The 24,537-nt window shown below is 33.1% G+C and carries 23 protein-coding genes and 1 tRNA gene; 14 read left to right on the top strand and 10 right to left on the bottom strand.

The genetic code is table 11. From position 1 onward, the window contains the following. The first annotated feature begins 44 nt into the window (after positions 1-44). The 4 genes from B3L86_RS06425 to B3L86_RS06440 all read left to right on the top strand — a co-directional run bounded on the left by B3L86_RS06425 (position 45) and on the right by B3L86_RS06440 (position 6,361). Positions 45-731 (top strand): glycerophosphodiester phosphodiesterase, encoded by a 687-nt coding sequence (locus B3L86_RS06425; protein ID WP_291116545.1) that lies wholly within the window; start codon positions 45-47, stop codon positions 729-731. Continuing rightward, positions 731-1,939: an NAD(P)/FAD-dependent oxidoreductase gene (locus B3L86_RS06430; protein WP_414655124.1), complete on the top strand. Its 1,209-nt coding sequence runs from the start codon at positions 731-733 to the stop codon at positions 1,937-1,939. The genes B3L86_RS06425 and B3L86_RS06430 overlap by 1 nt, the downstream gene beginning before the upstream one ends. Before the next feature lie 48 nt (positions 1,940-1,987). Further along, complete coding sequence (locus B3L86_RS06435) at positions 1,988-4,258, top strand: DUF7619 domain-containing protein (protein WP_291116548.1); 2,271 nt, start codon at positions 1,988-1,990, stop codon at positions 4,256-4,258. A 150-nt stretch (positions 4,259-4,408) separates the two neighbouring features. Further along, positions 4,409-6,361: a T9SS-dependent choice-of-anchor J family protein gene (locus B3L86_RS06440; RefSeq protein WP_291116551.1), complete on the top strand. Its 1,953-nt coding sequence runs from the start codon at positions 4,409-4,411 to the stop codon at positions 6,359-6,361. A gap of 38 nt (positions 6,362-6,399) precedes the next feature. On the opposite strand, the gene B3L86_RS06445 is transcribed toward B3L86_RS06440, so the two are convergent. Then, positions 6,400-6,903, bottom strand: a complete 504-nt coding sequence (locus tag B3L86_RS06445) for a DUF456 domain-containing protein (RefSeq protein ID WP_291116554.1) — start codon at positions 6,901-6,903, stop codon at positions 6,400-6,402. A gap of 59 nt (positions 6,904-6,962) precedes the next feature. On the opposite strand from B3L86_RS06445, the gene B3L86_RS06450 reads away from it, so the two are divergent. Then, a complete protein-coding gene (locus B3L86_RS06450) occupies positions 6,963-7,439 on the top strand; it encodes a hypothetical protein (RefSeq protein WP_291116557.1) in 477 nt (158 codons plus the stop codon). Here B3L86_RS06450 and B3L86_RS06455 read toward each other — a convergent pair. After that, positions 7,436-8,527: a glycosyltransferase gene (locus B3L86_RS06455; RefSeq protein ID WP_291116560.1), complete on the bottom strand. Its 1,092-nt coding sequence runs from the start codon at positions 8,525-8,527 to the stop codon at positions 7,436-7,438. The genes B3L86_RS06450 and B3L86_RS06455 overlap by 4 nt on opposite strands. Beyond that, the gene (locus B3L86_RS06460; protein ID WP_349679481.1) at positions 8,524-9,456 is read right to left on the bottom strand and encodes a lysylphosphatidylglycerol synthase domain-containing protein; all 933 of its coding nucleotides are present in this window, start codon (positions 9,454-9,456) and stop codon (positions 8,524-8,526) included. The genes B3L86_RS06455 and B3L86_RS06460 overlap by 4 nt, the downstream gene beginning before the upstream one ends. Before the next feature lie 54 nt (positions 9,457-9,510). On the opposite strand from B3L86_RS06460, the gene ruvC reads away from it, so the two are divergent. From ruvC to B3L86_RS06485, 5 genes are all read left to right on the top strand, one after another. Next, complete coding sequence (gene ruvC, locus B3L86_RS06465; protein WP_291116566.1) at positions 9,511-10,065, top strand: crossover junction endodeoxyribonuclease RuvC; 555 nt, start codon at positions 9,511-9,513, stop codon at positions 10,063-10,065. 89 nt (positions 10,066-10,154) lie between these two features. Beyond that, positions 10,155-10,523, top strand: a complete 369-nt coding sequence (locus B3L86_RS06470) for a four helix bundle protein (RefSeq protein ID WP_291116569.1) — start codon at positions 10,155-10,157, stop codon at positions 10,521-10,523. Positions 10,524-10,627: 104 nt separating this feature from the next. Beyond that, positions 10,628-11,761: a radical SAM family heme chaperone HemW gene (hemW, locus tag B3L86_RS06475; RefSeq protein WP_291116572.1), complete on the top strand. Its 1,134-nt coding sequence runs from the start codon at positions 10,628-10,630 to the stop codon at positions 11,759-11,761. A gap of 87 nt (positions 11,762-11,848) precedes the next feature. Next, positions 11,849-12,613 (top strand): cyclase family protein, encoded by a 765-nt coding sequence (locus B3L86_RS06480; RefSeq protein WP_291116574.1) that lies wholly within the window; start codon positions 11,849-11,851, stop codon positions 12,611-12,613. 9 nt (positions 12,614-12,622) lie between these two features. Beyond that, positions 12,623-12,982 (top strand): MmcQ/YjbR family DNA-binding protein, encoded by a 360-nt coding sequence (locus B3L86_RS06485; RefSeq protein ID WP_291116577.1) that lies wholly within the window; start codon positions 12,623-12,625, stop codon positions 12,980-12,982. Positions 12,983-13,014: 32 nt separating this feature from the next. Here B3L86_RS06485 and B3L86_RS06490 read toward each other — a convergent pair whose 3' ends face one another. Next, positions 13,015-14,115, bottom strand: coding sequence for a DUF4407 domain-containing protein (locus tag B3L86_RS06490; RefSeq protein ID WP_291116580.1), 1,101 nt, complete (start codon positions 14,113-14,115; stop codon positions 13,015-13,017). Between the two features lie 231 nt (positions 14,116-14,346). Next, positions 14,347-15,735: a dipeptidase gene (locus B3L86_RS06495; protein ID WP_291116583.1), complete on the bottom strand. Its 1,389-nt coding sequence runs from the start codon at positions 15,733-15,735 to the stop codon at positions 14,347-14,349. Between the two features lie 138 nt (positions 15,736-15,873). Between B3L86_RS06495 and B3L86_RS06500 the strand changes: the two genes are divergently transcribed. Continuing rightward, positions 15,874-15,955, top strand: a tRNA-Leu gene (locus B3L86_RS06500). A 118-nt stretch (positions 15,956-16,073) separates the two neighbouring features. Next, the gene (locus tag B3L86_RS06505; RefSeq protein ID WP_291116585.1) at positions 16,074-18,200 is read left to right on the top strand and encodes a M3 family metallopeptidase; all 2,127 of its coding nucleotides are present in this window, start codon (positions 16,074-16,076) and stop codon (positions 18,198-18,200) included. A 63-nt stretch (positions 18,201-18,263) separates the two neighbouring features. Here the strand turns inward: B3L86_RS06505 and B3L86_RS06510 are convergent, their stop codons facing one another. The 5 genes from B3L86_RS06510 to B3L86_RS06530 form a co-directional block, all read right to left on the bottom strand. Beyond that, positions 18,264-18,626: a nuclear transport factor 2 family protein gene (locus B3L86_RS06510; protein WP_291116587.1), complete on the bottom strand. Its 363-nt coding sequence runs from the start codon at positions 18,624-18,626 to the stop codon at positions 18,264-18,266. Then, positions 18,627-19,502, bottom strand: a complete 876-nt coding sequence (locus B3L86_RS06515) for a pseudouridine synthase (RefSeq protein ID WP_291116590.1) — start codon at positions 19,500-19,502, stop codon at positions 18,627-18,629. It lies immediately after the preceding gene. Positions 19,503-19,558: 56 nt separating this feature from the next. Further along, positions 19,559-20,479 carry a geranylgeranylglycerol-phosphate geranylgeranyltransferase gene (locus B3L86_RS06520; RefSeq protein WP_291116592.1) on the bottom strand — a complete coding sequence of 307 codons (921 nt, stop codon included), beginning with the start codon at positions 20,477-20,479 and terminating at the stop codon, positions 19,559-19,561. 77 nt (positions 20,480-20,556) lie between these two features. After that, entirely contained in the window at positions 20,557-21,495 is a 939-nt protein-coding gene (locus tag B3L86_RS06525; RefSeq protein ID WP_291116595.1) for a mevalonate kinase family protein, read from the bottom strand. Positions 21,496-21,525: 30 nt separating this feature from the next. Then, a complete protein-coding gene (locus tag B3L86_RS06530; protein WP_291116598.1) occupies positions 21,526-22,614 on the bottom strand; it encodes a diphosphomevalonate/mevalonate 3,5-bisphosphate decarboxylase family protein in 1,089 nt (362 codons plus the stop codon). Between the two features lie 84 nt (positions 22,615-22,698). On the opposite strand from B3L86_RS06530, the gene B3L86_RS06535 reads away from it, so the two are divergent. Together B3L86_RS06535 and B3L86_RS06540 are read left to right on the top strand one after the other, a co-directional pair. Beyond that, positions 22,699-23,175: a TspO/MBR family protein gene (locus tag B3L86_RS06535; protein WP_291116601.1), complete on the top strand. Its 477-nt coding sequence runs from the start codon at positions 22,699-22,701 to the stop codon at positions 23,173-23,175. A 67-nt stretch (positions 23,176-23,242) separates the two neighbouring features. Continuing rightward, positions 23,243-24,529: a hypothetical protein gene (locus B3L86_RS06540; RefSeq protein WP_291116604.1), complete on the top strand. Its 1,287-nt coding sequence runs from the start codon at positions 23,243-23,245 to the stop codon at positions 24,527-24,529. Positions 24,530-24,537 lie beyond the last annotated feature (8 nt).

Raw genomic sequence — 24,537 nt, forward strand, 5'->3', positions numbered from 1 at the left:
ATTTGTTACTTATCTTAGCTTTGACATTCATCAATTGTTCTAAAATGAAAAAACCACTTAACATTGGTCATAGAGGTGCATTGGGACACGAAACCGAAAACACAATTGCTTCCATTAAAAAAGCATTGGAGTTGCATGTGGATATGATTGAAATTGATGTTTTTTTGATTAAAAGTGGCGAGTTGGTTGTTTTTCATGATGAAATTTTAGACAGTTTAACCAATACTCCCGGGAGAATAGAAGATTTTACTTTTGAAGAATTACAAAAAGTGATTGTGAAAGGAAATCATCACATTCCAACGTTAGAAGAAGTAATTGAAACGATTGACAGGAAAGTACAGCTTAACATTGAATTGAAAGGAAAAAACACAGTCCAACCGACTTTTGAATTATTGAAAAAATGCTATCAAAAAGGATGGAAAAAAGATGATTTCGTTATCTCTAGTTTTTTGTGGGAGGAATTGGAAACCTTCAGAAAATTGGACGATAAAATTTCCATCGCCATTCTTACTGAAGAAAATCCGATAGCTGCGATTTCCATTGGGAAAAAATTAAAAGCCGTTGCCATCAATCCGTGGTGGAAAACCTTGACCAAAGAAAACGTGCATCAAATTCATAACGAAGGATTTAAAATTTTTACGTACACCGTGAACGAACCATCCGACATTAAATTTGTAACCGAATTGGGTGTGGATGGAATTTTTTGTAATTTCCCCGAAAGATTACACTAATGTATGATGTCCTGATTGTGGGTGGTGGAGCAGCCGGTTTTTTTACTGCTATTAACCTTGCCGAAAAAAATCCTAATTATAAAATAGCTATTCTCGAACGCGGAAAAGATGTGCTCACAAAAGTGCGTGTTTCGGGTGGCGGAAGATGCAACGTGACGCATGCGTGTTTTGTTCCGAATGATTTAGTAAAATTTTATCCGCGTGGCGAAAAAGAATTGCGTGGTCCGTTTCATCAATTTTGTTCCGGGGATACAATTGAGTGGTTTGAAAAACACGGCGTCGAATTAAAAATCGAAGAAGATGGACGCATGTTTCCCGTTTCCGATTCTTCGCAAACAATTATTGACTGTTTTTTGAATGCCACTAAAAAACACAAAATTGAAATCCTAACCGGACAAAGTGTGCAGTCTATTTTTCGTTCAGAAGATCATTGGAAAGTGGAAACCAATCAGCAAACTTTTCGTTGTGAAAATTTAGTAATGACAACCGGAAGCAACCCGAAAATTTGGGAAATGTTGGAGAAATTAGGCCATACCATTGTTCCACCTGTCCCTTCCCTATTTACTTTCAACATCAAAGACAAACGAATTAAAGATTTAATGGGTGTTTCTGCTTTTGCAACGGTGAAAGTCCAAAACTCTAAACTTGAAGCTTCGGGCCCACTTTTGATTACGCATTGGGGAATGAGCGGACCCGGTATTTTGCGACTTTCTGCATGGGGGGCACGAGAATTATTTGATAAAAATTACCAATTTGTTTTAGAAGTCAATTGGCTCAACGATGCCACTTTAGAAGCAACCGAAAACCAGTTGAAAGATTTAAAATTGGAACATGCCAAAAAAGTAGTCGTCAAAAAATCACATTTTGATTTCCCGAATCGCTTATGGGAAAGTTTGGTTGTTGCTTCAGAGATTTCTCCAGAAACAAAATGGGCGGATTTATCTAAAAAACAACTTCAAAATTTGGCTTTGCAATTAACGAATGGAAAATTTCAAGTAAACGGAAAAAGCACTTTTAAAGAAGAATTTGTCACCGCCGGAGGAATCGATTTAAAAGAAATTAATTTTAAAACTATGGAAAGTAAATTACTTCCAAAAGTATATTTTGCCGGTGAAATTGTAAATATCGATGCGATAACTGGTGGATTTAATTTTCAAAATGCGTGGACAAGTGGGTTTATTGTGAGTGAGAGTATTAATAATGACTAGATTAAGTCCTTTTTATTTTATATATTTGATTATCCTAAACGATAAACTATGAAAAAAATTTACCTCCTATTATTATTATCTTTTTCTGTTTTACAAGCTCAAACCACTTTAGACAACATCAATATATGTAGTAATAATTCACCTGTTAGTGTAAATTTGACTACAAAAAATGCTGAAATTTTAGGAGCAAATTCACCAAATGATTATACTATATCTTTTCATTTGAGTAATGTAGATGCTTTAGCTAATTTGAGTCCGATTAACAATCCTACATCTTTTATAGTTTCCTTTGGTTCAACAACTATTTTTGCCAGAAGTTCAAATAATACAAATAGCACTTTTTATATTGAAAGTTTTACCGTTTTTGCTGGTGCAAATCCTATCATTAACAATGCTACTTTAATATGGTGTGACCCGACCGCACTCCCTATATTTAATTTGGAAGACGCTAGTCAACAAATCACAAATGGGATCTCAAATTTAATTGTAACGTTTCATGAAACCGAGTCAGATGCAATAATGGGTGTAAATCAAATCACTTCATCTTTTTATTCACCTGTTGTACCGCTGACTCAAATTTTAAGTGTTCGGGTTACTGACCCAAATACGGATTGTTTTAGTATCACAACTTTAACATTGACCACTAACAATTGCGATACATCCTGTACAGCTCCTGACCAATTAACTGCTGCTAATATAAGTGATACCAGTGTTCAATTGAATTGGAGTTTAACAACTAACTCTTCATTTATTTATCATGAAATATTGATTCAATCATTAGAAAACAACATGACCTCTACTTTTGTTGTTCAAGGAAATACATCTTTTATCTTAACCGGCTTGATTCCAAATTCTTGCTATACAACTTCAGTAAAAACAGTATGTGATGTTGGCTTTTCAAGCACTTGGTCTGAACCTTTTTCTTTTTGTTTAATGGATTGTACGAATAATGCTCAATGTGCTGAACAAATTATCTTAAATGCATTTTTGGACACCAATGCTAACGGAGTTAAGGATTCTGGAGAACCAAATTTCATTCATGGTTCTTTCACGTATCAAGTTAATTCAGGAGATGTCATTTCTGCAAATGGTTCAAGTGGTACTCATAGTATTTTAGTTCCGGATGTAACAAACAGCTATACTTTAAATTTTCAAATCAATCCTGAATACTCGTCCTATTTTTCTACTTCAACAAGTTATACAAACATCAGTGTAGCAGCTGGAAGTGGATCCACCACGTATTATTTCCCAGTTACTTCTCAACAAAATTTTTCAGACGTACAAGTGAATGTTATTGGGAACAATCAACCAAGACCAGGATTTACCTATAGCAACACCATTATTTACAAAAACAACAGTTATCAAAGTGTCCCTTCAGGTACAATCACTTTTACAAAAGACCCCGCTGTAACCATTACCAATATCTCTCAAAGCGGAGCTACACCTACGGCTAGTGGATTTACCTTTGATTATACCAATTTAGCTCCATTTGAAACCAGACAGATTTTAGTAACAATGCAAGTTCCGGTGATTCCAACTGTAAATTTAGGTGATATTTTAACCAACAGTGTTACGATTACGCCAAGTCCCGACACCATTCCTTCAAATAATGAGTCAAGTGTTTCGCAAGTGGTGGTGGGCTCTTATGACCCGAATGATAAAATGGAATCAAGAGGCCCTGAAATTGACATTGATACTTTTACAACTAATGATTATTTATATTATACCATTCGATTTGAAAATACAGGTACCGCTTCAGCAGAATTTATAAGAATTGAGGATACGCTTCATGCTGATTTGAATCCGGCAACTTTTGAAATGATTCATGCCAGTCATACGTACAATGTTACTCGTAATGGCAATGAATTGGTTTGGCACTTTTTTGATATTGATTTGCCTCCCACCATTGAAGATCCAATTTTAAGCCAAGGCTATGTTCATTTCAGAATAAAACCAAATTCCGGTTTTGCTGTTGGAGATATTATTCCAAATACTGCGGAGATTTATTTTGATTACAATCCTGCGATTATTACTAATACTTTTGAAACAGAGTTTGTGGAGACATTAAGTATATCTGACTATGTGGTTTCCGATTTATTAATTTATCCAAATCCCGCATCTGATATTTTGTATTTCAATTCAAACAATACAATAAAAGATATTACAGTTTACGATCTGTTGGGAAATGAAATTTTGCTTAAAAAAGTAAATAAAAATCAAATGGATTTAGATGTTGCAAACTTAAGTAAGGGAATATATATTATTAAAATTATAAATCCTGACAATACAGAACATATCCGAAAATTTATTAAAAAGTAGCCCAAAAAAGGAACAATCAGCAAACCCAAAAAATATAACTTTTTTGGGTTTTTTTGTTTATTAATACTCATTTGTCATTTATACTGCAATCTTTTTAGGCAATCTTTGAGAAAAAATCATTATTTTTGATACAACCTACATAACCAAACTATGAAAAAAACACTACTCTTTTTGCTTTTACTAGCAACTACATTTCAAGGATTTTCCCAATTTTATGAAGGCTTTGAAGGTGTCACCTTTCCGCCTCCGGGTTGGTTGATAGCTGATAATGGAATTGGCACTTCATATTCTTGGGAAAGGACAAGCATCATAACATCACCACCCTCCGTATTTGAGGGCAATTTTGCTGCCTATATGACACGTGATCAAAATGGTTTAGGAAACACCTCAGAAGATTGGTTAATTATGCCTCAAATGCTCGTAAATAATATTAGTTCGCTTTCTTTTCAATCAAGAAGCACATTATCCGGGAATCAAGGAACATTATATCAAATTAGGGTTTCAACAAATTCTGAACAATCAAACTTAGGAGCCTATACTATTTTAGAACAATTCACAGAGAATGAATTAAGTAGTGTTTATAATATTTATGAAGAAAAAATCATTTCATTAAGTGCCTTTGAAAATCAATCTGTCTTCATTGCTTTTGTGATGGTATTTACTCAACCCTCTAGTGCTCTTGGAGGAGACAGATGGCTTTTAGATGCCGTTTCTGTTTCATCTACTACTACTATTGATTTTATAACTTTAGTTTCATTTTTAGACTTAAATAACAACGGAGTTCAAGATAACAACGAACCAAATTTTAGTTATGGAACTTTTCAATCACAACTAAATTCTGAAAATCCAACTTATGGTAACTCCTCATCAGGAACTTACTTAGTCTTTTTTCCTACAACAACTTTTGTTTATTCATTCAGCTATGTTATACCATCGTATTTAAACGCTTATTATGCTTCAAATGCAACATTCACGGGTACAATAAATCCAAACGACTCTTCTTCTTTTGTGTTGTATTTTCCCATAACTATTTTGCAAAACTATAATGATGTAAGTATTTCATTCATTAGTAATTCAAACCCAAGGCCTAATTTACCCTATATTAATACACTAACATATAAAAACACAGGACAATTTGTACAAGAAACAGGAACTATAACTTTTACAAAAGATCCTGCTGTAACAATAACAAATATTAGTGTTGATGGTACAATTTTAACGCCAACTGGATTTACTTTTGATTACATTAATTTACAAATAAATGAAACAAGAAGTATTACTGTAACTATGCAAGTTCCAAATTTACCCATTGTCTCAATTGGAGATATACTAACCAACAGTGTCTCAATATCACCATTTACTGATGTTATTCCAGCTAATAATCTAGCTTCAATTTCTCAAGTAATAACAGCGGCTTATGACCCGAACGATAAAATGGAAAACCATGGGCCAACAATTAATATTGACGAATTTGGTGCAGATGATTATTTATTTTACACCATTCGATTTGAAAATATTGGTACTGCTTCAGCTGAATTAGTTAGAATTGAAGACGCATTAAATTCTAGCTTAAATACATCAACTTTTGAGATGATTCATGCTAGTCATGACTATAATGTCACCCGAAACGGCAATCAATTAACTTGGAATTTTTATGATATTGATTTACCCCCAACAAGCCAAAATCCAGATTTAAGTCAAGGATTTGTACATTTTAAAATCAAACCAAACCCTGGTTTTGCAGTTGGAGATATTATTCCGAATACCGCAGAAATTTATTTTGATTACAATCCAGCGATTATAACAAATACCTTTGAAACGGAGTTTATCTCTGTTTTAAGCGTTACTGATAAAGAGCCTTTTTCTGTTGCAATTTATCCAAATCCATCAAATCAATTCGTTTATATAAAACTTGACCGTACAACAGACGCCCTTAAATCAATTGTCGTCTTCGATGTTTTAGGAAAGCAAATTGTTTCAAAAGAATCTTTACATACATTTGAATCAACCCTTGATATTGGTCATTTAAATGCCGGAACATACATTCTTGAAATAGTAACACATTCCAATTTAAAAACAACAAAAAAACTAGTAATAAAATAAATAGAACTTAGGGATTAAAAAAAATTTAATCCCTTTTTTTATGAAAAGAAAGCACCTCGATATTCCCAAAACTTCACCAAAAATATTCCTAAAAAAATCACCGAAATCACAAATTTCATAAACGTTGAGGCCAAGAAACCCATAAAAGAACCGGTTGCTGCTTTAAAAGCTTTTTTCGAATCTTTAGAATCATTCAACAGTTCCCCAACAAAAGCACCCACAAACGGTCCGATGATAAAGCCAAAAGGAATTGGAGCCAAAATACCAATCACTAAACCAATATTGGTTCCCCATATTCCGTATTTGCTTCCGCCAAAACGTTTGGTTCCTTTAGCTGGAATAACGTAATCGAGAATACCGACAACAAGTGCAATGGCTAAAGTTACGCCCAAAACAGTGTAATTCATTGGAACGGCTTTGGTCAAATATAAAAGCAACAAACCTACCCAACTGATGGGAGGTCCGGGTAAAACCGGTAAAATACTACCAAGAATACCAACTATCATTAATATGAAAGCAATGAGTAAAAGTGCGTAATCCATTAATAATTTTATTACTTTTGATATATCAAAAATACGTGTTGTTTTATTACAAACGAAAAATGAACAAATTTCTTTTTTATTCTTTTTTTTTCCTCTTGGCCTCCTGCCAATACTTTGAAAAGCGTGTGCCTTCCGAAGAAGAATTGCTTCAGGAACGCTTAAAACAAATTGATTGGAAAGAAGTTACTGATTATCCCTCTGTAAATGCTTGTGATAGTTTACTGGATAAAGAGCAAAAAAAGGCGTGTTTCTTTCAATTTTTGACTGAACTAATTCAACAGAAAATCGCAACAGATTCAACAGAAAATAGTGCTGAGATCTTTGACACCTTAAATGTTTTGGTCACTGTTTTTCCGGATGCCAACATTACATTTGAACCTCAATTCCCGTCAGATAGCACCAATTACAATAAAGCTAAAGTTGATAGCATTCTTAAAAACAGACTCACAGATTTCCCTAAAATCGAACCCGCTCAGAAAGAAGGAATTCCAGTAAAAACACAATTTATTTTACCTATTCTTTTAAAAGCGGATTAAGAATTGAATGTTCTCCCCTTCCACTCATAGGTTCCAAACAAAGAATACAATGCAACGGCTGAACTGAAAAACGGATAAACTAAAGCCGTCAATAAAGTATTCTTCATTTTTATTTTATAAAATCGTGCGGTTTGATTGGCTACTAGTAAATCAGAAATGACTTTTAAAAGAAGTAAAATTATCATTTCATAAAACCCAAAGAAAAGTAGAAATAAGGAAATGATAAAAGCTAAATTTCCTAAAAAAACTGTCAACGCCACAAATTTTCCGAAACCGGATGAATACGCTTTTGATTTTCCGGCCCAACGAATGCGTTGCTGAAAAAGTTCTGTCCAACTTTCTGCCGAATTGGTTGTAACATGAAAATCTTTTTTGAGTAAAAATCCAACTTCATCCGGAAAATTTTTAACAGCTTTTTGCAATAAAAACACATCGTCACCACTAGCAATTTTGTCATTTCCATCAAAAGCATTAAGTTGTTTATACAGATTTTTGGAATACCCAAAATTAGCTCCATTGCACATGAAAGCTAGATTAAAATCAAAACTACCTATAGTAACGGCTTGCAAACTAATCATTTCAATTTGCTGAAAGTCATTGAGAAAATTAGATTTACTTTTAAAAAAAACCGGTCCGCAAACCATTTGTTTTTTCGTGTTATGAATGTAATAATTCAAATCCAAAAGCCAGTTTTCAGGAACTATACAATCAGCATCGGTGGTGATAATCCAATCAAATTTTGAATGCTGAATTGCAGTTTGAATCGCATCTTTTTTTGGTGAGTTAGAAATTCTTTGATTCACAATCATTTGAACTTGAAACTTGAAACTTGAAACTTGAAACTTTTCCATCGACTCATCATCAACTAAAATCACCTCAAAATTTTCAACCGGATAATTTAATTTTTCAATCGATTTTAAAAGAAATGGAAGATTTACAGCTTCATTTCGAAATGGAACAACAATGGAGTATGATAACTTTTCAGCGGATGAATCTTCATTGGATTTTGGCACTTTTTTAAATCCCATCCAAAAGAAGAGCATCAAAAAAACATAAACCGAAATCGCTAAAATTAGTAAATACATCATAGCTCTAATTTTGGTTTAAATTTCAGTACAAAAAGGCTTCCAATCAAAACCGGAATAACCAAATTCAAAAGCCACATTAATGTTGTTATAGAAACAATTGTCCATTGATTAACCCCTAATTTTCCGAACAAAACAACGGCGAAACTTCCTTTTATCGCCACATCCATCAAATGAATATTCGGAACAATGGAGGCTAAAAAATACATTGAAAAAATAGTTGCCAAAGCTAAAGAATACGTAATTTCAACACCAAAAATCAACAATAAAAAATAGCATTGATGGGAGAAAATCAGAAATCGAATAACCGATAATTGTATAGTTGTTTTGAGCGAATTTCTTGGAAAGGTTCTAATTTTCTGAATTAAGTTTTCAACTGAAAAACCATAAATGGAAATCTTTTTTCTAAAAATTAAAAAGACGAAAAAAATCAAAAAAATCAGAATTAAAACAAAGCTGATTTTATAACTGAAATAATCATAAAACAACCCTGTAATAAACAATCCAAAAACGCCAAAAAATGAAGTTGCAGCCATTTGAGAACTGTTTCCGATAAAATTCAAAAGAATAATTTTTTTGGTTTCTGATTTTGGAAAATATAACATTTTGGCTCCGTATTCCCCCATTCGATTAGGTGTAAAAACCGAAGCAGTTAATGACCCTAACGACTGAACCGCAGCTTCTTTAAACGAAATCTTATAAAAAGTATTCACTAAGTTTTGCCATTTCAAAATCTCAAAAAACCAGTTTAAAACGCTTAAAAATACAATTCCTACTAAACTGAAAAATGTAAATTTAGTCGAGACAAGTTGCCAGTCGTTCAAATCTTTTTTGTTCAATTCAACATACAAATAATAAAAAGCAAAGCCCACAATCAAAAGTTTGACGAGAACCAGCAGGAATTGTTTAGCTTTGTAAGGAATTGAATTCATCAACACAAATAAACAAACTTTAAACCTGAAACTTTAAACTTTAAACAAAAAAGATTGGCAAACGAACGCATCATCTTAGGCATCGACCCCGGAACCACCATCATGGGATTTGGTTTAATTAAAGTCGTGAACAAAAAAATGGAATTCATTCAGTTGAACGAATTGATTTTGAGTAAATACGACGACCATTATACCAAGTTAAAGGTCATTTTTGAACGTACCATCGAGTTGATTGAAACCCATCATCCGGACGAAATTGCGATTGAAGCTCCATTCTTTGGTAAAAACGTCCAATCGATGCTCAAACTCGGACGAGCTCAAGGCGTGGCAATGGCAGCAGGATTATCGCGACAAATTCCGATTACCGAATACGAACCTAAAAAGATAAAAATGGCTATCACCGGAAACGGAAACGCCAGTAAAGAGCAAGTGGCTAAAATGTTGCAACAATTGTTAGGCTTGAAAGAATTACCTAAAAATTTAGATTCTACCGATGGTTTGGCGGCGGCAGTTTGTCATTTTTTTAATTCAGGGAAAGTTGTTGGTACTACTAGCTATTCCGGATGGGATGCATTTGTAAAACAGAATGAAACTAGAGTTAAGAAATAGTGGTCAGTGGTCAGTTTTTAGTGATCAGTGAATCCAAGCATCATTATACTTTTATAAGAACTTTATAATTTATTAACCATTCATAATATATGAAATTTCAAGATTTATTAGCCTATAAAAAATCATTTTCTTTAGCAATGAACATTTTTGAATTATCAAAATCATTTCCAAAAGAAGAGATTTATTCTTTGACCGATCAAATCAGGCGAAGCTCAAGAAGTGTTTCAATAACAATTGCGGAAGCTTATAGAAAAAGAGAATATCCGAAACACTTCCATAGCAAATTAACAGATGCCGATGCAGAAAACTCTGAAACACAAGGATGGCTAGAGTTTTGTTTTGCTTGTAAATACATTTCTGAAGAAAAATTCATTGAATTGACAAACTTTAGTTTAGAAGTTGGAAAGTTGATAAACTATATGATGCTAAATCCTGAAAAATTTGGAGTTAAAAAATAGTGGGCAGTAACCAGCTTTTAGTGGTCAATAATAACTGAATACTAAAATACTGAAATCTGAACACTGAATACTGAATACTAAAAACTGAACACTGAACACTAAAAATGTCCGGCATCTACATCCACATACCTTTTTGCAAGCAAGCTTGTCATTACTGTGATTTTCACTTTTCAACTTCAATGAAGAAAAAAGACGAAATGGTTTTGGCTTTAGCAAAAGAAATTCAGTTGCGAAAAGAAGAATTCAAAAATGATATAGTTGAAACCATTTATTTTGGTGGCGGAACACCATCAGTATTAGCGATTGAAGATTTGAGATTGTTGATTGATGAAGTTTATACAAACTACAACGTCATTGAAAACCCAGAGATTACTATAGAAGCGAATCCTGACGACTTATCGAATAACCGAATAATCGAACTATCCAACAATCGAATTAACCGCCTCTCCATCGGCATTCAATCTTTTTTTGAAGAAGATTTGAAAATGATGAATCGTGCTCATAATGCGGAAGAAGCTAAAAAATGTTTGGAAGAAGCAACTCAACATTTTGATAACATTTCCCTCGATTTGATTTATGGAATTCCGGGAATGAGTAACGAAAAATGGATTCAAAATATTGAAACTGCTTTATCGTTTGGCATTCCGCATATTTCGAGTTATGCATTGACCGTTGAGCCGAAAACCGCTTTACATTCGTTTATTCAAAAAGGAATAATTCTACCACCAGAAGATGAAGTTGCCCAAGAACATTTTGAAATTTTAGTAGAAAAACTGGAAGAAGCCGGATTTATTCATTATGAATTGTCCAATTTTGGTAAGGAAAACTATTTCTCTAAAAACAATTCGAGTTATTGGTTGGGAAAAAAATACATTGGTATTGGTCCGTCAGCACATAGTTATGATGGCGAAAAACGAGGTTGGAATGTATCGAATAACACGTTGTATATCAAATCCATTCAAGATGGAAAATTGCCGTTTGAAACCGAAATTTTATCAAAAACCGATCGATATAACGAATATGTGATGACGGGATTACGAACGATTTGGGGAATTTCGTTAGATAGAATTCAAACCGAATTTGGACAAACCTATTTAGATTACCTCAACCAACAAGCCGCCAAATACATAGAAGATCATTTGCTTTTTGTAGATGAAAACATTCTGCGAACCACACGGAATGGAAAGTTTTTGAGTGATGGGATTGCATCAGACTTATTTTTATTAAATTTGGAGTAAAATGGAACGCTGATTTTACGGATGCTAGCAACGCTGATTAATTCGTAAATATCCGCGTTAGAATATCCAGTAAACCCGCGTTCAACTATGCTAGCAACAATAACCCACCAAAATAAAACCTTCCAAGTAGATTTATCAAAACCCATTGATATTTCGCTTCCATTATCCAATACTGAAAACAATCCGATTGCGTGGTACATTGAAAAACCACAAATTGAACCCGTTCGTTTTGGTTCGTGGGTAGGAAGTGTAAAAGGTGGAGCTACAACTAATTTTAACAACATTTTTTTCAATCCTCACGGACACGGGACGCACACGGAATGCTTGGGACATATTACGAAAGAATTTTTCAGCATCAATCAAGCACTGAAAACATTTTTCTTTACAGCAGAATTGATTTCCATCCAACCCGAAAAACAAGGTGATGATTTTGTGATTACGAAAAATCAAGTTGAAAAAGTGTTAGGTAATGAAATTCCGGCAGCAATTATCATTCGAACATTACCTAATTTATCAGAAAAAAAATCTAAAAATTATTCGCATACCAATCCGCCTTATTTGCATGAAGAAGCGGCAGTTTTCATTCGTGAAAAAGGCATTCAACATTTGCTTATCGATTTACCAAGTGTTGACAAAGAAAAAGACGAAGGCAAATTATTAGCTCATAAAGCCTTTTGGAATGTGAAAGATGTGAATAATTTGAATGAAGATGCACGAAAAAATGCTACGATAACGGAGTTGATTTTTGTTGATGATGTTGTGAAAGATGGTTCTTATTTGTTGAACTTGCAGATTGCTTCGTTTGAAAATGATGCTTCACCTTCGAAACCAATCCTTTTTCAAATTTTATAAATTTAGATGATGAATATTGAGCAACTCTACGAATTCTGCCAATCCAAAAAAGGCGTCACCGAACATTTTCCCTTTGATGAAGATACTTTAGTTTTTAAAGTTGGTGGGAAAATGTTTTGTTTGACTTCTTTAAAAGAATGGGAAAACGGAACTCCTTCTTTAAATTTAAAATGTGATCCTGAAAAAGCATTAGAACTTCGAACGGAATTTGATGCAATTAATCCCGGTTATCATATGAGTAAAATTCATTGGAACACGGTTGCTTTTCACAGCGATGTGGGTGACAAAATGATGCGTGAATTGATTAACCATTCGTATGAATTGGTTTTTAAGAGCTTGACTAAGAAGGTGCAAAATGAAATTGGTTAAAACCCTTCCAGAGTTTGAAACTCTGGAAGGGTTTAAAGCGATTTCTTCTGCTTTTCCACAAAACCATCGGCTTGTAATTCTAACAATTCGATGGCTCGTTTTTTCTTATAATCGTATAAGCCTTTGTCTTCTCGAATATCGGCATACACTTTATCGTAGATGGAAGCATCGGTTTGTTTTTGCAAATCGCTTTGGTATTTGTTTTGAGATAAAACATTTTTAACAGCCAATTCGCCTTCTTCTTGTTTGAAATCATATTCGCCTTTGGGCGATACTAATTTGGCAATAATGGGTGAAGTTTCAATGGCTAAGAAAAGTAGCATAATAAAAAAGGATGGCAACCACGGTAAGTCTCCCAACGCATTGATGCGAGCCATTAAACCATCAAAACCATCGATAATAGGTTGGGTTTCGGCAATTTTTTTATCTAAATTGGTTTGAAGTAGTTTTCCTTTTTCTTCTAATTCAGCAATTTTTGTTTGATTAGTTGTTTTTAGAGTGGCTAATTCTTGTAAAGCAGCATCGTGTTTTTCACGCTTTTCTTTGTAAACCGGACCTTTTCCTAGCTTTCTTGTTCCGGCAGTTCCTTCGGCTTCGGTGATGAAAACGGTATATAAATCATTGACTTCTTTTTCTTTTTTAAGAACATCAGATTTTAAACTGTCAATTTGAGCTTTATTTTGATCTAAGTCGGATTGAAAATAATTGGCAACTTGTTTTTTATTATTCATTGCCATTTCATTTTTTTCTTTCAACAAAACGGTATTGATTTCTTTTTCAAAAATTTTGATTTCCAATGGTTTTGAAATAACGATGGCAATGATGATGGCCAACACAATTCGGGGTGAAGCCTGAATCAATTCATCCAGAAAACTGTCTCTTTTTTTTATCGTAGAAACAATAAATCGGTCGAGGTTGAAAATGAGTAAACCCCAAACGATTCCAAAAAAAACAGCGGTGTAAACGTTATCAAAAACGGTGTAAAGAGCGTAACTTCCGGCAATAAAAGCCATGACTGCCGTAAAGAAAACCGTCGCACCAATTCCGGCATATTTGTTTTGTTCGCCGTTAGAACAACTTTCGATGATTTCTTTGTCGGCACCCGAACAAAGCATGAAGAATTTTTTGAGCATAATGATTGATGATTTAATTACTGAAACGAGTACAGCAAAATTGATGATTGATTAGTCTTGCTTCAACGTAAAATGTTTCAAATTGTTATAAATAGTTGAAAAATTGATGGTTAAATAGAGTTGCTGATTCGCTGATTTACTATTCATTTTTTTGTAGAATATTAATCGAAATAAAAAAACCGCTTACTCAGATGAATAAACGGTTATACAATTTGCGAATCTGCGGTTGAATTATTTACTCAACTCCACAAAGTATTTATAAAACAACGGAATGGTTTCGATTCCTTTCAGATAATTAAAAATCCCGAAATGTTCGTTGGGTGAATGTATGGCATCGCTGTCAAGACCAAATCCCATTAATATGGTTTTTGAATTCAATTCTTTTTCGAACAGAGCCACAATTGGAATACTTCCGCCGGAACGAACCGGAATGGCAGGCACTCCAAACGTTTCGGTGTAGGCTTTGTTGGCCGCTTGATAGCCGATGCTGTCGATTGGCGTCACATAACCCTGACCGCCGTGATGTGGTGTAACTTTTACTTTTACGGATTTTGGAGCGATGCTTTCAAAGTGATTTTTAAACAATTCGGTGATTTCTTGCCAATCTTGATTAGGAACCAATCGCATTGAAATTTTAGCAAAAGCTTTGCTGGCGATTACTGTTTTGGCACCTTCGCCGGTGTATCCGCCCCAAATTCCGTTGACGTCTAACGTAGGTCGGATGGAGTTGCGTTCGTTTGTGGTATATCCTGCTTCGCCATGAATATCATTGATATCTATTGATTTTTTATAGTCGTCGAGTGAGAACGGTGCTTTGGCCATTTCTGCTCTTTCCTCCAGCGATAATTCTTCTACTTTGTCATAAAAACCGGGAATGGTGATGTGATTATTTTCATCGTGAAGCGACGCTATCATTTTGGTCAAAACATTAATTGGATTAGCAACCGCACCGCCGTAAAGTCCGGAATGCAAGTCGCGGTTAGGTCCGGTCACTTCCACTTCCACATAACTTAACCCTCGAAGACCTGTAGTAATTGATGGTTGTTGATTGGAAATCATTCCGGTATCGGAAATTAGAATCACGTCGTTGGCCAATTTTTCTTGATTGCGTTCTACGAACCAGCTTAGACTTTTTGAACCCACTTCCTCCTCGCCTTCAATCATGAATTTGACGTTGCAAGGCAAGCAATTGTTGGCAATCATATATTCAAATGCTTTCACGTGCATGTACATTTGACCTTTGTCATCACACGAACCACGTGCGAAAATGGCACCTTCCGGGTGAATTTCGATAGTTTTGATGACCGGTTCAAACGGTGGCGAAGTCCACAAATCCATTGGATCGGGCGGTTGCACGTCGTAATGACCGTACACCAAAACGGTTGGCAAATTCTTGTCGATGATTTTTTCTCCGTAAACAATTGGGTATCCCGGTGTTTCGCAAAGTTCTACGAAATCGCAACCGGCTTTTTCGAGACTTGTTTTTACAGCTTCGGCTGTATCAATAACATCTTGTGAATAAGCAGAATCGGCACTTACAGAAGGTATTTTTAGTAATTCGATTAATTCGTCGATGAATCTTTCTTTGTTTTGTTGAACGTAGTTTTTTATGTTGTTCATAGTAAAAAGTAAAAAATGATAAAGTTCAAAATTACAAAAAATAAAGGGCTAAAAAAATTCATCATTCATAATTTAAAGTTCAAAATAATTTCTATATTTGCACCCACTTATTGAAACAGCTACTGTTTTTATTCGCCCGCGGGTATGGTGAAATTGGTAGACACGCCAGACTTAGGATCTGGTGCCGCAAGGTGTGAAGGTTCGAGTCCTTTTACCCGCACAAAGCTCAAACGAAAGTTTGGGCTTTTTTTTGTGTCATTCAGTCATAAAATAACGTTAATTTGAAAGACTGATTTTTAAATTTAAATTAAATTAGCCATTCTATAAAAATATGAATAATGAATAAAAAATATCTTTTAGTACTTATTATGGGATTAATTGCAAGTCAAACACAAGCACAAGAATTAGACAAAAAATTTGCCAGTAATCCGTTTTTTTCCTCCTATAATACACCTTATAATGTTCCTCCATTTGATTTAATAAAAAACGAACATTTTAAGCCTGCTTTTCAAGAAGCTATTAAAAGACATCAAGCTGAAATTAATGCTATTGTCAATAATAAAAGTAAACCAACTTTTCAAAATACTATTGTGGCTTTAGAAAATTCAGGTGATTTATTAAGCAATGTTTCAACTGTATTTTACAATTTGAATTCTGCTAATACTAACGAAGAAATTCAAAAAATTGCGAGAGAAATTGCTCCGGAAACTTCTGCTCATAATGATAATATTGTATTAAATGACAAACTATTTGCTAAAGTAAAATCGGTTTGGAATGAAAAGGACAAATTAAAACTATCTACAGAAGAATCCAAACTTTTAGAAAATGCCTACAAGCGTTTCGTGAGAAGTGGTGCTAATTTAAACGAAAAAGACAAAGAGAGATTGAGAGCAATTAACAGTGAGCTTTCCCTTTTGACATTAAAATTTGGTCAAAATATTTTGGCTGAAACTAATAAATATGAATTAGTCATCGAAAAAAAAGAAGACCTTTCCGGTTTGTCTGACGAATTAATTGCAGCTGCAGCAGAAACTGCAAAAGCGAAAGGAAAAGAAGGCAAATGGGTCTTTACGCTTTCTAACTCCAGTGTAATGCCTTTTTTACAATACAGCTCCAACAGAAAACTTCGTGAAATTATTTGGACTGCTTATAAAAACAGAGCAAATAATGGTGGTGAGACTGACAATAACATTAATGGAATTCAATTGGCTAATTTGAGAGCTGAAAAAGCCAAACTATTAGGTTATGAATCTCATGCTCATTATGTTTTAGAGGAAAGCATGGCAAAAACACCAACCAAAGTAATGGATTTTTTGAATCAATTATGGACACCTGCCTTGGAAAAAGCCAAAGTTGAAGAAGCAGAAATTGCGACAATGATGAAAAAAGAAGGAATATCAGGAAATGTTCAACCTTATGATTGGAGATATTATAGTGAAAAAATCAGAAAAGAAAAATTTGATTTAGACGAACAAGAATTAAAACCTTACTTTAGTCTAGACAATGTAACAGAAGGTGTTTTTATGGTATGTGATAAATTATTTGGATTGCAATTCAAACAACTAAAAAACGTTCCAACCTATCATCCTGAAGCAACAACTTGGGAAGTAACCGAAAAAGACGGAACCGTTTTAGGATTGCTATACATGGATTTCTTTCCTAGAGATTCAAAAAGAGGTGGTGCTTGGATGACCTCTTATCGACCACAAAAAACAGAAAACGGAAAACGAATTCCTCCGGTAATTTCCATTGTTTGTAATTTTTCAAAACCAACCGGAAATGCTCCCGCACTATTTACATTTGATGAAGTTACAACTTATTTCCATGAGTTTGGACATGCTTTACACGGATTGCTTTCGGATGTAAAATACAAAAGTTTAGCAGGAACTAGTGTTCCAAGAGATTTTGTAGAATTACCATCTCAAATTATGGAAAATTGGGCTGCTGATTCTGAAGTATTAAAAATGTATGCAAAACATTATCAAACCGGAGAAGTTATTCCGGATGAATTAATTGCTAAATTGGAAAAATCAGGCACTTTTGGTCAAGGATTTTCTACTGTTGAATATTTATCATCATCATTTTTAGACATGGAATTTCACACAGCAACTTTACCAATTTCGGGAACGGCAGAAGAATTTGAAAAAGCGGCAATGAAAAAAATAGGTTTGCCGGAATCAATTATTCCAAGACATAGAGCCAATTATTTCAGTCATATTTTTGCTGGTGGTTACTCTGCTGGATATTATAGTTATATCTGGTCAGGGGTATTAGATACAGATGCTTTTGATCAATTCAAAAAAACATCTTTATTCAATCAAGAAAAGGCAAAATTATTCAGAAGAAGTATATTAGAAAGAGGAGGCACGGAAGAACCGATGGATTTATACAAAAGATTTAGAGGAAGCGAACCAAGTATTGAACCTTTATTAAGAAAAAGAGGTTTGGATACGCAAACAAAATAATATAGTAGGTTGTTATTAATTCGGAAAAGTCCCGTTTGATTAAATTCGAACGGGACTTTTTAGTTAGCCATGATATACTCGTGAAGCTATGATTTTATTTTCTCGAATTTCGAGTACTTCGGCAATCATCATATCGTTTTCATTTTCAACGGAACGAACATATTCCATAAAAACCCTATCGGCATTAGCTGTAAGCGAAGTAACCTTGTAATGTAACGTTGGGAGTCTGTCAAATGCCTCTTGCCACCAATCTCTTAATTCTAGCTTACCAACCACCAATCCGTTTGTTTCCGGTTTTCTGATTTTTAACTTTGGACTAAAATGTTCCGCATTATCATCATAAAGCGACAACAATTGATCGATGTCTTTTTTATTAAAAGCATCAAACCATTTATAAGCAATAGACAAACAATTTTCGGAATTCATTTAAAAATTTTTCAAATTGATGATTTCTTGCTCTGTTAAAAAACGCCAATTTCCTCTGGGAAGATTCTTTTTAGTTAAACCCGCAAATGAAACGCGATCCACTTTCAGTACATTATAACTAAACTTTTCAAAAATAGCACGAACTACTTTTACGTTTGGAGTCCGAAGTTTAATGCCAATTTCTGTTTTTGGTTGATCTTCGATATAACTGATTTCATCCACATATAATTTATGTTCATCAAATGAAACACCACCAGCTATTTTTTCTAAATCTTCAAATTTCAAATTTTTGTCTAATGAAACCTGATAAATTTTAGTTGATTTTTGATTGGGTAAACTGAATTTTCGAATCATATCGGTATCGTTGGTAAACAACAATAATCCGGTTGTGTTCATATCCATTCTTCCAATAGGCTGAATTTTTATTGGAGTTGCATTTTTAATCAATTCCATTACATTTCGCATATCGCGATCATCTTCAACCGAAGTGGTGAAGTTTTTTGGCTTATTAAGCAAAACATATTCTTTCTTTTCAGGAACAATAGTTGCTCCGTCAAAGTTAACCACATCACCGGGTTTTACTTGATAGCCCATTTCTGTAATCACAACACCATTAACTTTAACGTTACCTGACTGAATGTAAATATCAGCATCACGACGTGAACAAGCTCCTGAATTGGCAATGTATTTATTCAAACGAATATTGTCTGATTTTACTTTTGGTTTTGCTACAGGAGGTTTTTCATCTGTAGAAACTTTTTTAGGTTTTTGTGAACGCTTAGCCATGGCTGGTTTTGGCTTACTAAAACCACCCGGTTTACCTTTTGTATTTTTGTTGGAAGTTGATTTTCTGCTGCTTCCGTCTTTTTTATTCATCTTTAAAATTTTTGCAAAGATACGGAATTGGAAATTGGTATAGGAAAGTGTTTTCTTTAAATGTCTAACACCTCTCTGCTGTGAAGAATTACGGATGGTTTAATCAAAACAATACTAAAAACCCCGGCTACAATTATAAATTTCAGGACATTATGCAACAGCAAATAGTTTTCTCTTGAATCAGAATTCCACAATTTAATTAAGAAAAACAACAACACTATAAAACTAAGATAAAAATAAATATCCATATAACCCACATCATAAACTTCAATGAGAATATAAACCGGAACAACAGTGCAAATCACTAATAATGTGATGATTTTTTTGGAAAAGTTTTCCCCCAAAATCACAGGAATCGTTCGATAGTTCTGTACCAAATCACCTTTAATATTTTCTAAATCCTTAATCATTTCACGAATCAAAATCAGTAAAAACAGAAAACTGGCATGAGCAAAAATGACATAATACTTATCATTGTTCAAATTTTGAAGTATTTCATTTATCTTTTGATAATACAACAAAATCGCAAAAAAGGGTAAAATTGCAAGCAATGCAGCTGTAACATTTCCAATTATGGGATATTTTTTAATTTTATGAGAATATAACCAAATCAAAAATATGTAAACAGAAAAGAAAAAAACGGCTCGCCATGACACCAATGTTGCTATAAGAAAAACAAAAAAGTTAAGCCCAAAATAAACCTGTAACTTCGTTTTCTGAGAAACTAATCTATCTAACATTGTTTTATTTGGCATATTTATTAAGTCTTTTGAGCTATCATAAAAACTATTAATAATGTAGCCTGAAGCAATAGTTAGTGAAGAAGCCAATACAATAATAAATAAATTGAAATCTAGAATTACATCTAATGCTCTTTTTTCATCTGAAAGTATAAAAATGGCTGCCAGATATTGAGCCAAAACAATAACCGGAATATTATAGCCTCTTACCACCGAAAATAAACTGATTATTTTCATCAAAATCAATTTATTTTTTCTGGATAATGCCATAATAGAAGGAAAAAATCAAGATAAACTCTTGATTCTAATACGTTTTAAAATTGATAAACCACTTCTAATTCATAGTCTTTTAGTGATGCTTTTGCTTTTTCCAAGTCTTGAGTAAAGCCAAGAATATAACCACCCCCTCCAGAACCACAAAGTTTTAAATAATAATCATTAGTATCGATTCCGTTTTGCCAAACATTGTGAAATTGTTCAGGAATCATTGGTTTAAAATGGTTCAACACCACTTTAGATAATTTTTTGGTGTTGGTGAAAAGTGATTTTATATCGCCTTGCAAAAAGTTTTCCACACAAGCATCGGTGTGTTTCACAAATTGATTTTTAAGCATGCTACGGAAACCCTTGTCTTTTAGATTTTCCATAAAAATAGTAACCATAGGTGCTGTTTCACCAACTATTCCTGAATCTAATAAAAATACCGCTCCTTTTCCTTGCATACTTTGTGAAGGAATTCCGGTTGGTTCAATATTATCCTTAGAGTTAATAAGAATTGGCAAACTCAAATAACTATTTAATGGGTCTAATCCTGAACTTTTCCCGTGGAAAAAGGATTCCATTTGCGAAAAAACGGCTTTTAATTGCAATAATTTTTCGCGTGTTAAATTCTCTAAAACGGTGATTTTGTTGTTGGCATATTTGTCATAAATCGCAGCGACTAAAGCACCGCTACTTCCAACACCATAACCTTGTGGGATAGATGAATCAAAATACATTCCTCTTTCAATGTCTTGATTAAGTAATTCTAAATTGAAAGTCACCAATTCTGAATTTTCTGCCTGTAAATTATCCAAATACGAAGCAAATTTACGTAAGCTTTCATTAGATTTGATTGCTTCAGGCGAAGGATTCTCGTCCACCTTTAACGCACCATTATAAAAATTATAAGGAATTGAAAGTCCTTTTGAATCTTTAATGATTCCGTATTCTCCAAAAAGAAGAATTTTTGAGTAAAAAAGTGGTCCTTTCATAGTAACTGTTATGTTATCGTGTAAATGTAGTTAAAATTTAGTGAATTCAATCGCTCCCACACCAATTTCGTCACAAATATACTGCTCGTTTTGACAATGCACAACTAATTCATTCTTAATAAACTGCAAAACTTCTTCTCTAACGTTTGCGGGATAAAGCACGTGTACATTGGCACCTGCATCTAAAGTAAAACAAACTGGAATGGAAGTTTGTTCTCTAAATTTCCAAATTTTGTTAATGATTTCCAACGTATTAGGTTTCATCAAAATAAAATACGGCAGGGATGTCATCATCATTGCATGTAACGTCAAAGCTTCGCTTTCCACTAATTTGACAAATTCATTTACATCCCCATTTGCCAAAATGGTTTTGATTTGCGACAAATTTTTGTGAGCTTGTTCAAATCTTCTTTCGGCAAACGAATGTCCGTTCATCAAATCGTGACCTAACGTACTCGATACTTGTTTTTCGCCTTTATCAACCAATAAAATCGTGTCTTGATAATTTTTAAAATTGTGATGAAGTTCAGAAAATTCAATCCCAAATAAATCAGAACTGTTTTCAGTTTGATTATGATTTCCCCAAATAACAACTTCTCCTTTTATACTTCTACAAGCACTTCCTGAACCTAAGCGAGCCAAAAAAGAAGCTTTTTGGTTAAAATATTCCTCTGTCATTTTAGGATTTAATCCCTTTTCCAAACTCATAAAATTCACCGCCAACGCAGCCATTCCGGAAGCTGAAGATGCAATTCCAGAACTATGGGGAAATGTATTTTGTGTATCAATCGTAAAATGATAGTCTTTTAAAAAAGGTAAATAAACGGCAACTCGTTCCAAAAATTTTTGAATTTTAGGTCGGAATGATTCTTTTGGTTTTCCTTCAAATAACAAATCAAATGAAAAATTATTAGTTCTTTCAATTTTAGAAAAAGACAGTTTTGTGATTGTTTTACAATTTTTTAGCGTAAAACTGATGGACGGATTGGCCGGAATCTGATTTTCCTTTTTTCCCCAATATTTCACTAAGGCGATATTGCTGGGAGCCGACCATTGAAAACTACCGTTTTCGATTGTTTTTGAATAATTTTTAGGAATAAAATCTGAAGAAGACAGCATATTTCTTTTTTTGGCAAAGATACATTTTTTGATGGAGTAGCTGTTTTTAGCAACTAGAATTGTTACTTTTGAAAAAAAAGAATTATGTCAAAAACCATTAAAATTATAATCGCTGTAGTTGTTTGTCTTTCGGTTGGATATGCTTCGGGAATGGCAACACAATCATCTATTCAAACTTGGTATCCAACTTTGACAAAACCCTTTTTTAATCCGCCTAATTGGATTTTTGCACCGGTTTGGACTGTTCTATACATAATGATGGGAATTAGTGCCGGATTGATTTGGTCAAAAAAAAGTCAATCGCCAGATTTGGTCAAAAATGCTTTACTGCTTTTTAGTATCCAATTAATTTTAAATGCCATTTGGAGTTTTTTATTTTTTGGATTAAACAACACTTTATTAGCCTTGATTGAAATTTTATTGTTGGGATTATTGATTTTAGAAACTATCAAAAAATTCAAACCCATTGATGCTCTAGCTGCAAAATTGATGATTCCGTATTTGCTTTGGGTTGTTTTTGCAACGATTTTGAATGGAAGCATTTGGTGGTTGAATAGGTAAATATTTAATATTTTTGAAAATTTACAGAATATTCCCTTTATCTAACAATAATTACAATGAACAATCAATGGAAAAATCAAAACATGATTTAACTAAAACTATAATAGATAAATTGACCATAAAGGAATTTGGAGTTCATCTGTCTACTTATGTCAGCCTTTTCACTCATCCTTATAAATCTTGGATGAAAGCCATAAATATTAGAAAATCTAGTTTTGATTTTATTATATTAAACATTATTTATTATGGAATTTTTTTATTTTATATAATTCAAGAACCACAAAAAACAATTCAGTTATTATTTTTAGACTTGTTAACTACAATTGTTCCTTTCATTTTATTTTACCCATCTTTTAAAATTTGCATTTTTTTATCTAAGAAGAGAATAAAAAGTAACAGACTTTTTAGATTATTTTTGATTTTTAAATTCCAAAGTACACCAATATTAATTCTCTTTTTGTTAATGACAAATTGGTTTGATTCAGAAAATTTATTTATTGTAATTGAAAATTTTATCGTTTTAGTTCTTATAGGTTATATGATTGTATACTTACTAGTTGCTAAAATGAAACTTTGGGTTAAAGTATTAAGCTTTTTTATAAATTATGTCATCTTTATTTCCGTTTTCTTAATTTTTTCAATTTTTGAAATTAGTTTTGAATTAAAAAATGCTGACGATTATTCGACTTTAAATACTCCAACTACGGAATTTAGAAATTTTTTCATAAATTCTTCTCATGCTGAAAGATTTATATTAGATGATAAATATTTTGTATTATTAGAAGTTGATGAATTAAATCAGCTAATTAATTTTAGTCCTCAATTTGTTAATCATCAACTATTAGGTGAATTTTATGAATTATCTAAAATTAAAAGTGAAAAAAAATTAATTGAATATGATTCTATTTTATTCTCGTTAAAAAAATCTCATATATCAAGTTTAAATTTAACCAAAAATTCAAATACAAAAGCTCAATCAACAAAAATGAGGTTAGATTCACTTAAAAAATCTTTTACAAAAATTGTTGATACTGATATGAAAGTATCAGATTCTTTGAGACTGCATGCGAAATTTAATAGCAACAGGCAGTATTTTCAGGCATATTTCAAATATTTAGAAAAATATTATTCGACTTATGTTAATAATGATTCCATATTAAAAATATTGACTAATAAAAAAACTCATCTTGAACCTTTAAAGATTAATGAAAATGAAATTATCACTATTTATGAAATTGACACACTTTACTACGAGCCTCAGAAGTCAAATCTAATTAAGCAAAAAAAATTAATTGACAAAAGAGATAAATCATCAGGCTTTCTGTTCAACATATTATTTTATCCTATATTATAATTCCAAAA

The sequence above is a fragment of the Flavobacterium sp. UBA6135 genome (assembly GCF_002428305.1).
Taxonomy (GTDB): domain Bacteria; phylum Bacteroidota; class Bacteroidia; order Flavobacteriales; family Flavobacteriaceae; genus Flavobacterium.

What these genes read in the sequence shown, in the direction of transcription:
- B3L86_RS06525 (WP_291116595.1), bottom strand. Translation starts at nt 21,495, where the DNA reads ATGAAAGGACCACTTTTTTACTCAAAAATTCTTCTTTTTGGAGAATAC.
- B3L86_RS06515 (WP_291116590.1), bottom strand. Translation starts at nt 19,502, where the DNA reads ATGAATAAAAAAGACGGAAGCAGCAGAAAATCAACTTCCAACAAAAAT.
- B3L86_RS06480 (WP_291116574.1), top strand. Translation starts at nt 11,849, where the DNA reads ATGCTAGCAACAATAACCCACCAAAATAAAACCTTCCAAGTAGATTTA.
- B3L86_RS06495 (WP_291116583.1), bottom strand. Translation starts at nt 15,735, where the DNA reads ATGAACAACATAAAAAACTACGTTCAACAAAACAAAGAAAGATTCATC.
- B3L86_RS06535 (WP_291116601.1), top strand. Translation starts at nt 22,699, where the DNA reads ATGTCAAAAACCATTAAAATTATAATCGCTGTAGTTGTTTGTCTTTCG.
- B3L86_RS06530 (WP_291116598.1), bottom strand. Translation starts at nt 22,614, where the DNA reads ATGCTGTCTTCTTCAGATTTTATTCCTAAAAATTATTCAAAAACAATC.
- B3L86_RS06485 (WP_291116577.1), top strand. Translation starts at nt 12,623, where the DNA reads ATGAATATTGAGCAACTCTACGAATTCTGCCAATCCAAAAAAGGCGTC.
- B3L86_RS06460 (WP_349679481.1), bottom strand. Translation starts at nt 9,456, where the DNA reads ATGAATTCAATTCCTTACAAAGCTAAACAATTCCTGCTGGTTCTCGTC.
- B3L86_RS06520 (WP_291116592.1), bottom strand. Translation starts at nt 20,479, where the DNA reads ATGAAAATAATCAGTTTATTTTCGGTGGTAAGAGGCTATAATATTCCG.
- hemW (WP_291116572.1), top strand. Translation starts at nt 10,628, where the DNA reads ATGTCCGGCATCTACATCCACATACCTTTTTGCAAGCAAGCTTGTCAT.
- B3L86_RS06450 (WP_291116557.1), top strand. Translation starts at nt 6,963, where the DNA reads ATGAACAAATTTCTTTTTTATTCTTTTTTTTTCCTCTTGGCCTCCTGC.
- B3L86_RS06470 (WP_291116569.1), top strand. Translation starts at nt 10,155, where the DNA reads ATGAAATTTCAAGATTTATTAGCCTATAAAAAATCATTTTCTTTAGCA.
- B3L86_RS06425 (WP_291116545.1), top strand. Translation starts at nt 45, where the DNA reads ATGAAAAAACCACTTAACATTGGTCATAGAGGTGCATTGGGACACGAA.
- B3L86_RS06510 (WP_291116587.1), bottom strand. Translation starts at nt 18,626, where the DNA reads ATGAATTCCGAAAATTGTTTGTCTATTGCTTATAAATGGTTTGATGCT.
- B3L86_RS06455 (WP_291116560.1), bottom strand. Translation starts at nt 8,527, where the DNA reads ATGATGTATTTACTAATTTTAGCGATTTCGGTTTATGTTTTTTTGATG.
- B3L86_RS06440 (WP_291116551.1), top strand. Translation starts at nt 4,409, where the DNA reads ATGAAAAAAACACTACTCTTTTTGCTTTTACTAGCAACTACATTTCAA.
- B3L86_RS06505 (WP_291116585.1), top strand. Translation starts at nt 16,074, where the DNA reads ATGAATAAAAAATATCTTTTAGTACTTATTATGGGATTAATTGCAAGT.
- B3L86_RS06430 (WP_414655124.1), top strand. Translation starts at nt 731, where the DNA reads ATGTATGATGTCCTGATTGTGGGTGGTGGAGCAGCCGGTTTTTTTACT.
- B3L86_RS06445 (WP_291116554.1), bottom strand. Translation starts at nt 6,903, where the DNA reads ATGGATTACGCACTTTTACTCATTGCTTTCATATTAATGATAGTTGGT.
- B3L86_RS06540 (WP_291116604.1), top strand. Translation starts at nt 23,243, where the DNA reads ATGGAAAAATCAAAACATGATTTAACTAAAACTATAATAGATAAATTG.
- B3L86_RS06490 (WP_291116580.1), bottom strand. Translation starts at nt 14,115, where the DNA reads ATGCTCAAAAAATTCTTCATGCTTTGTTCGGGTGCCGACAAAGAAATC.
- B3L86_RS06435 (WP_291116548.1), top strand. Translation starts at nt 1,988, where the DNA reads ATGAAAAAAATTTACCTCCTATTATTATTATCTTTTTCTGTTTTACAA.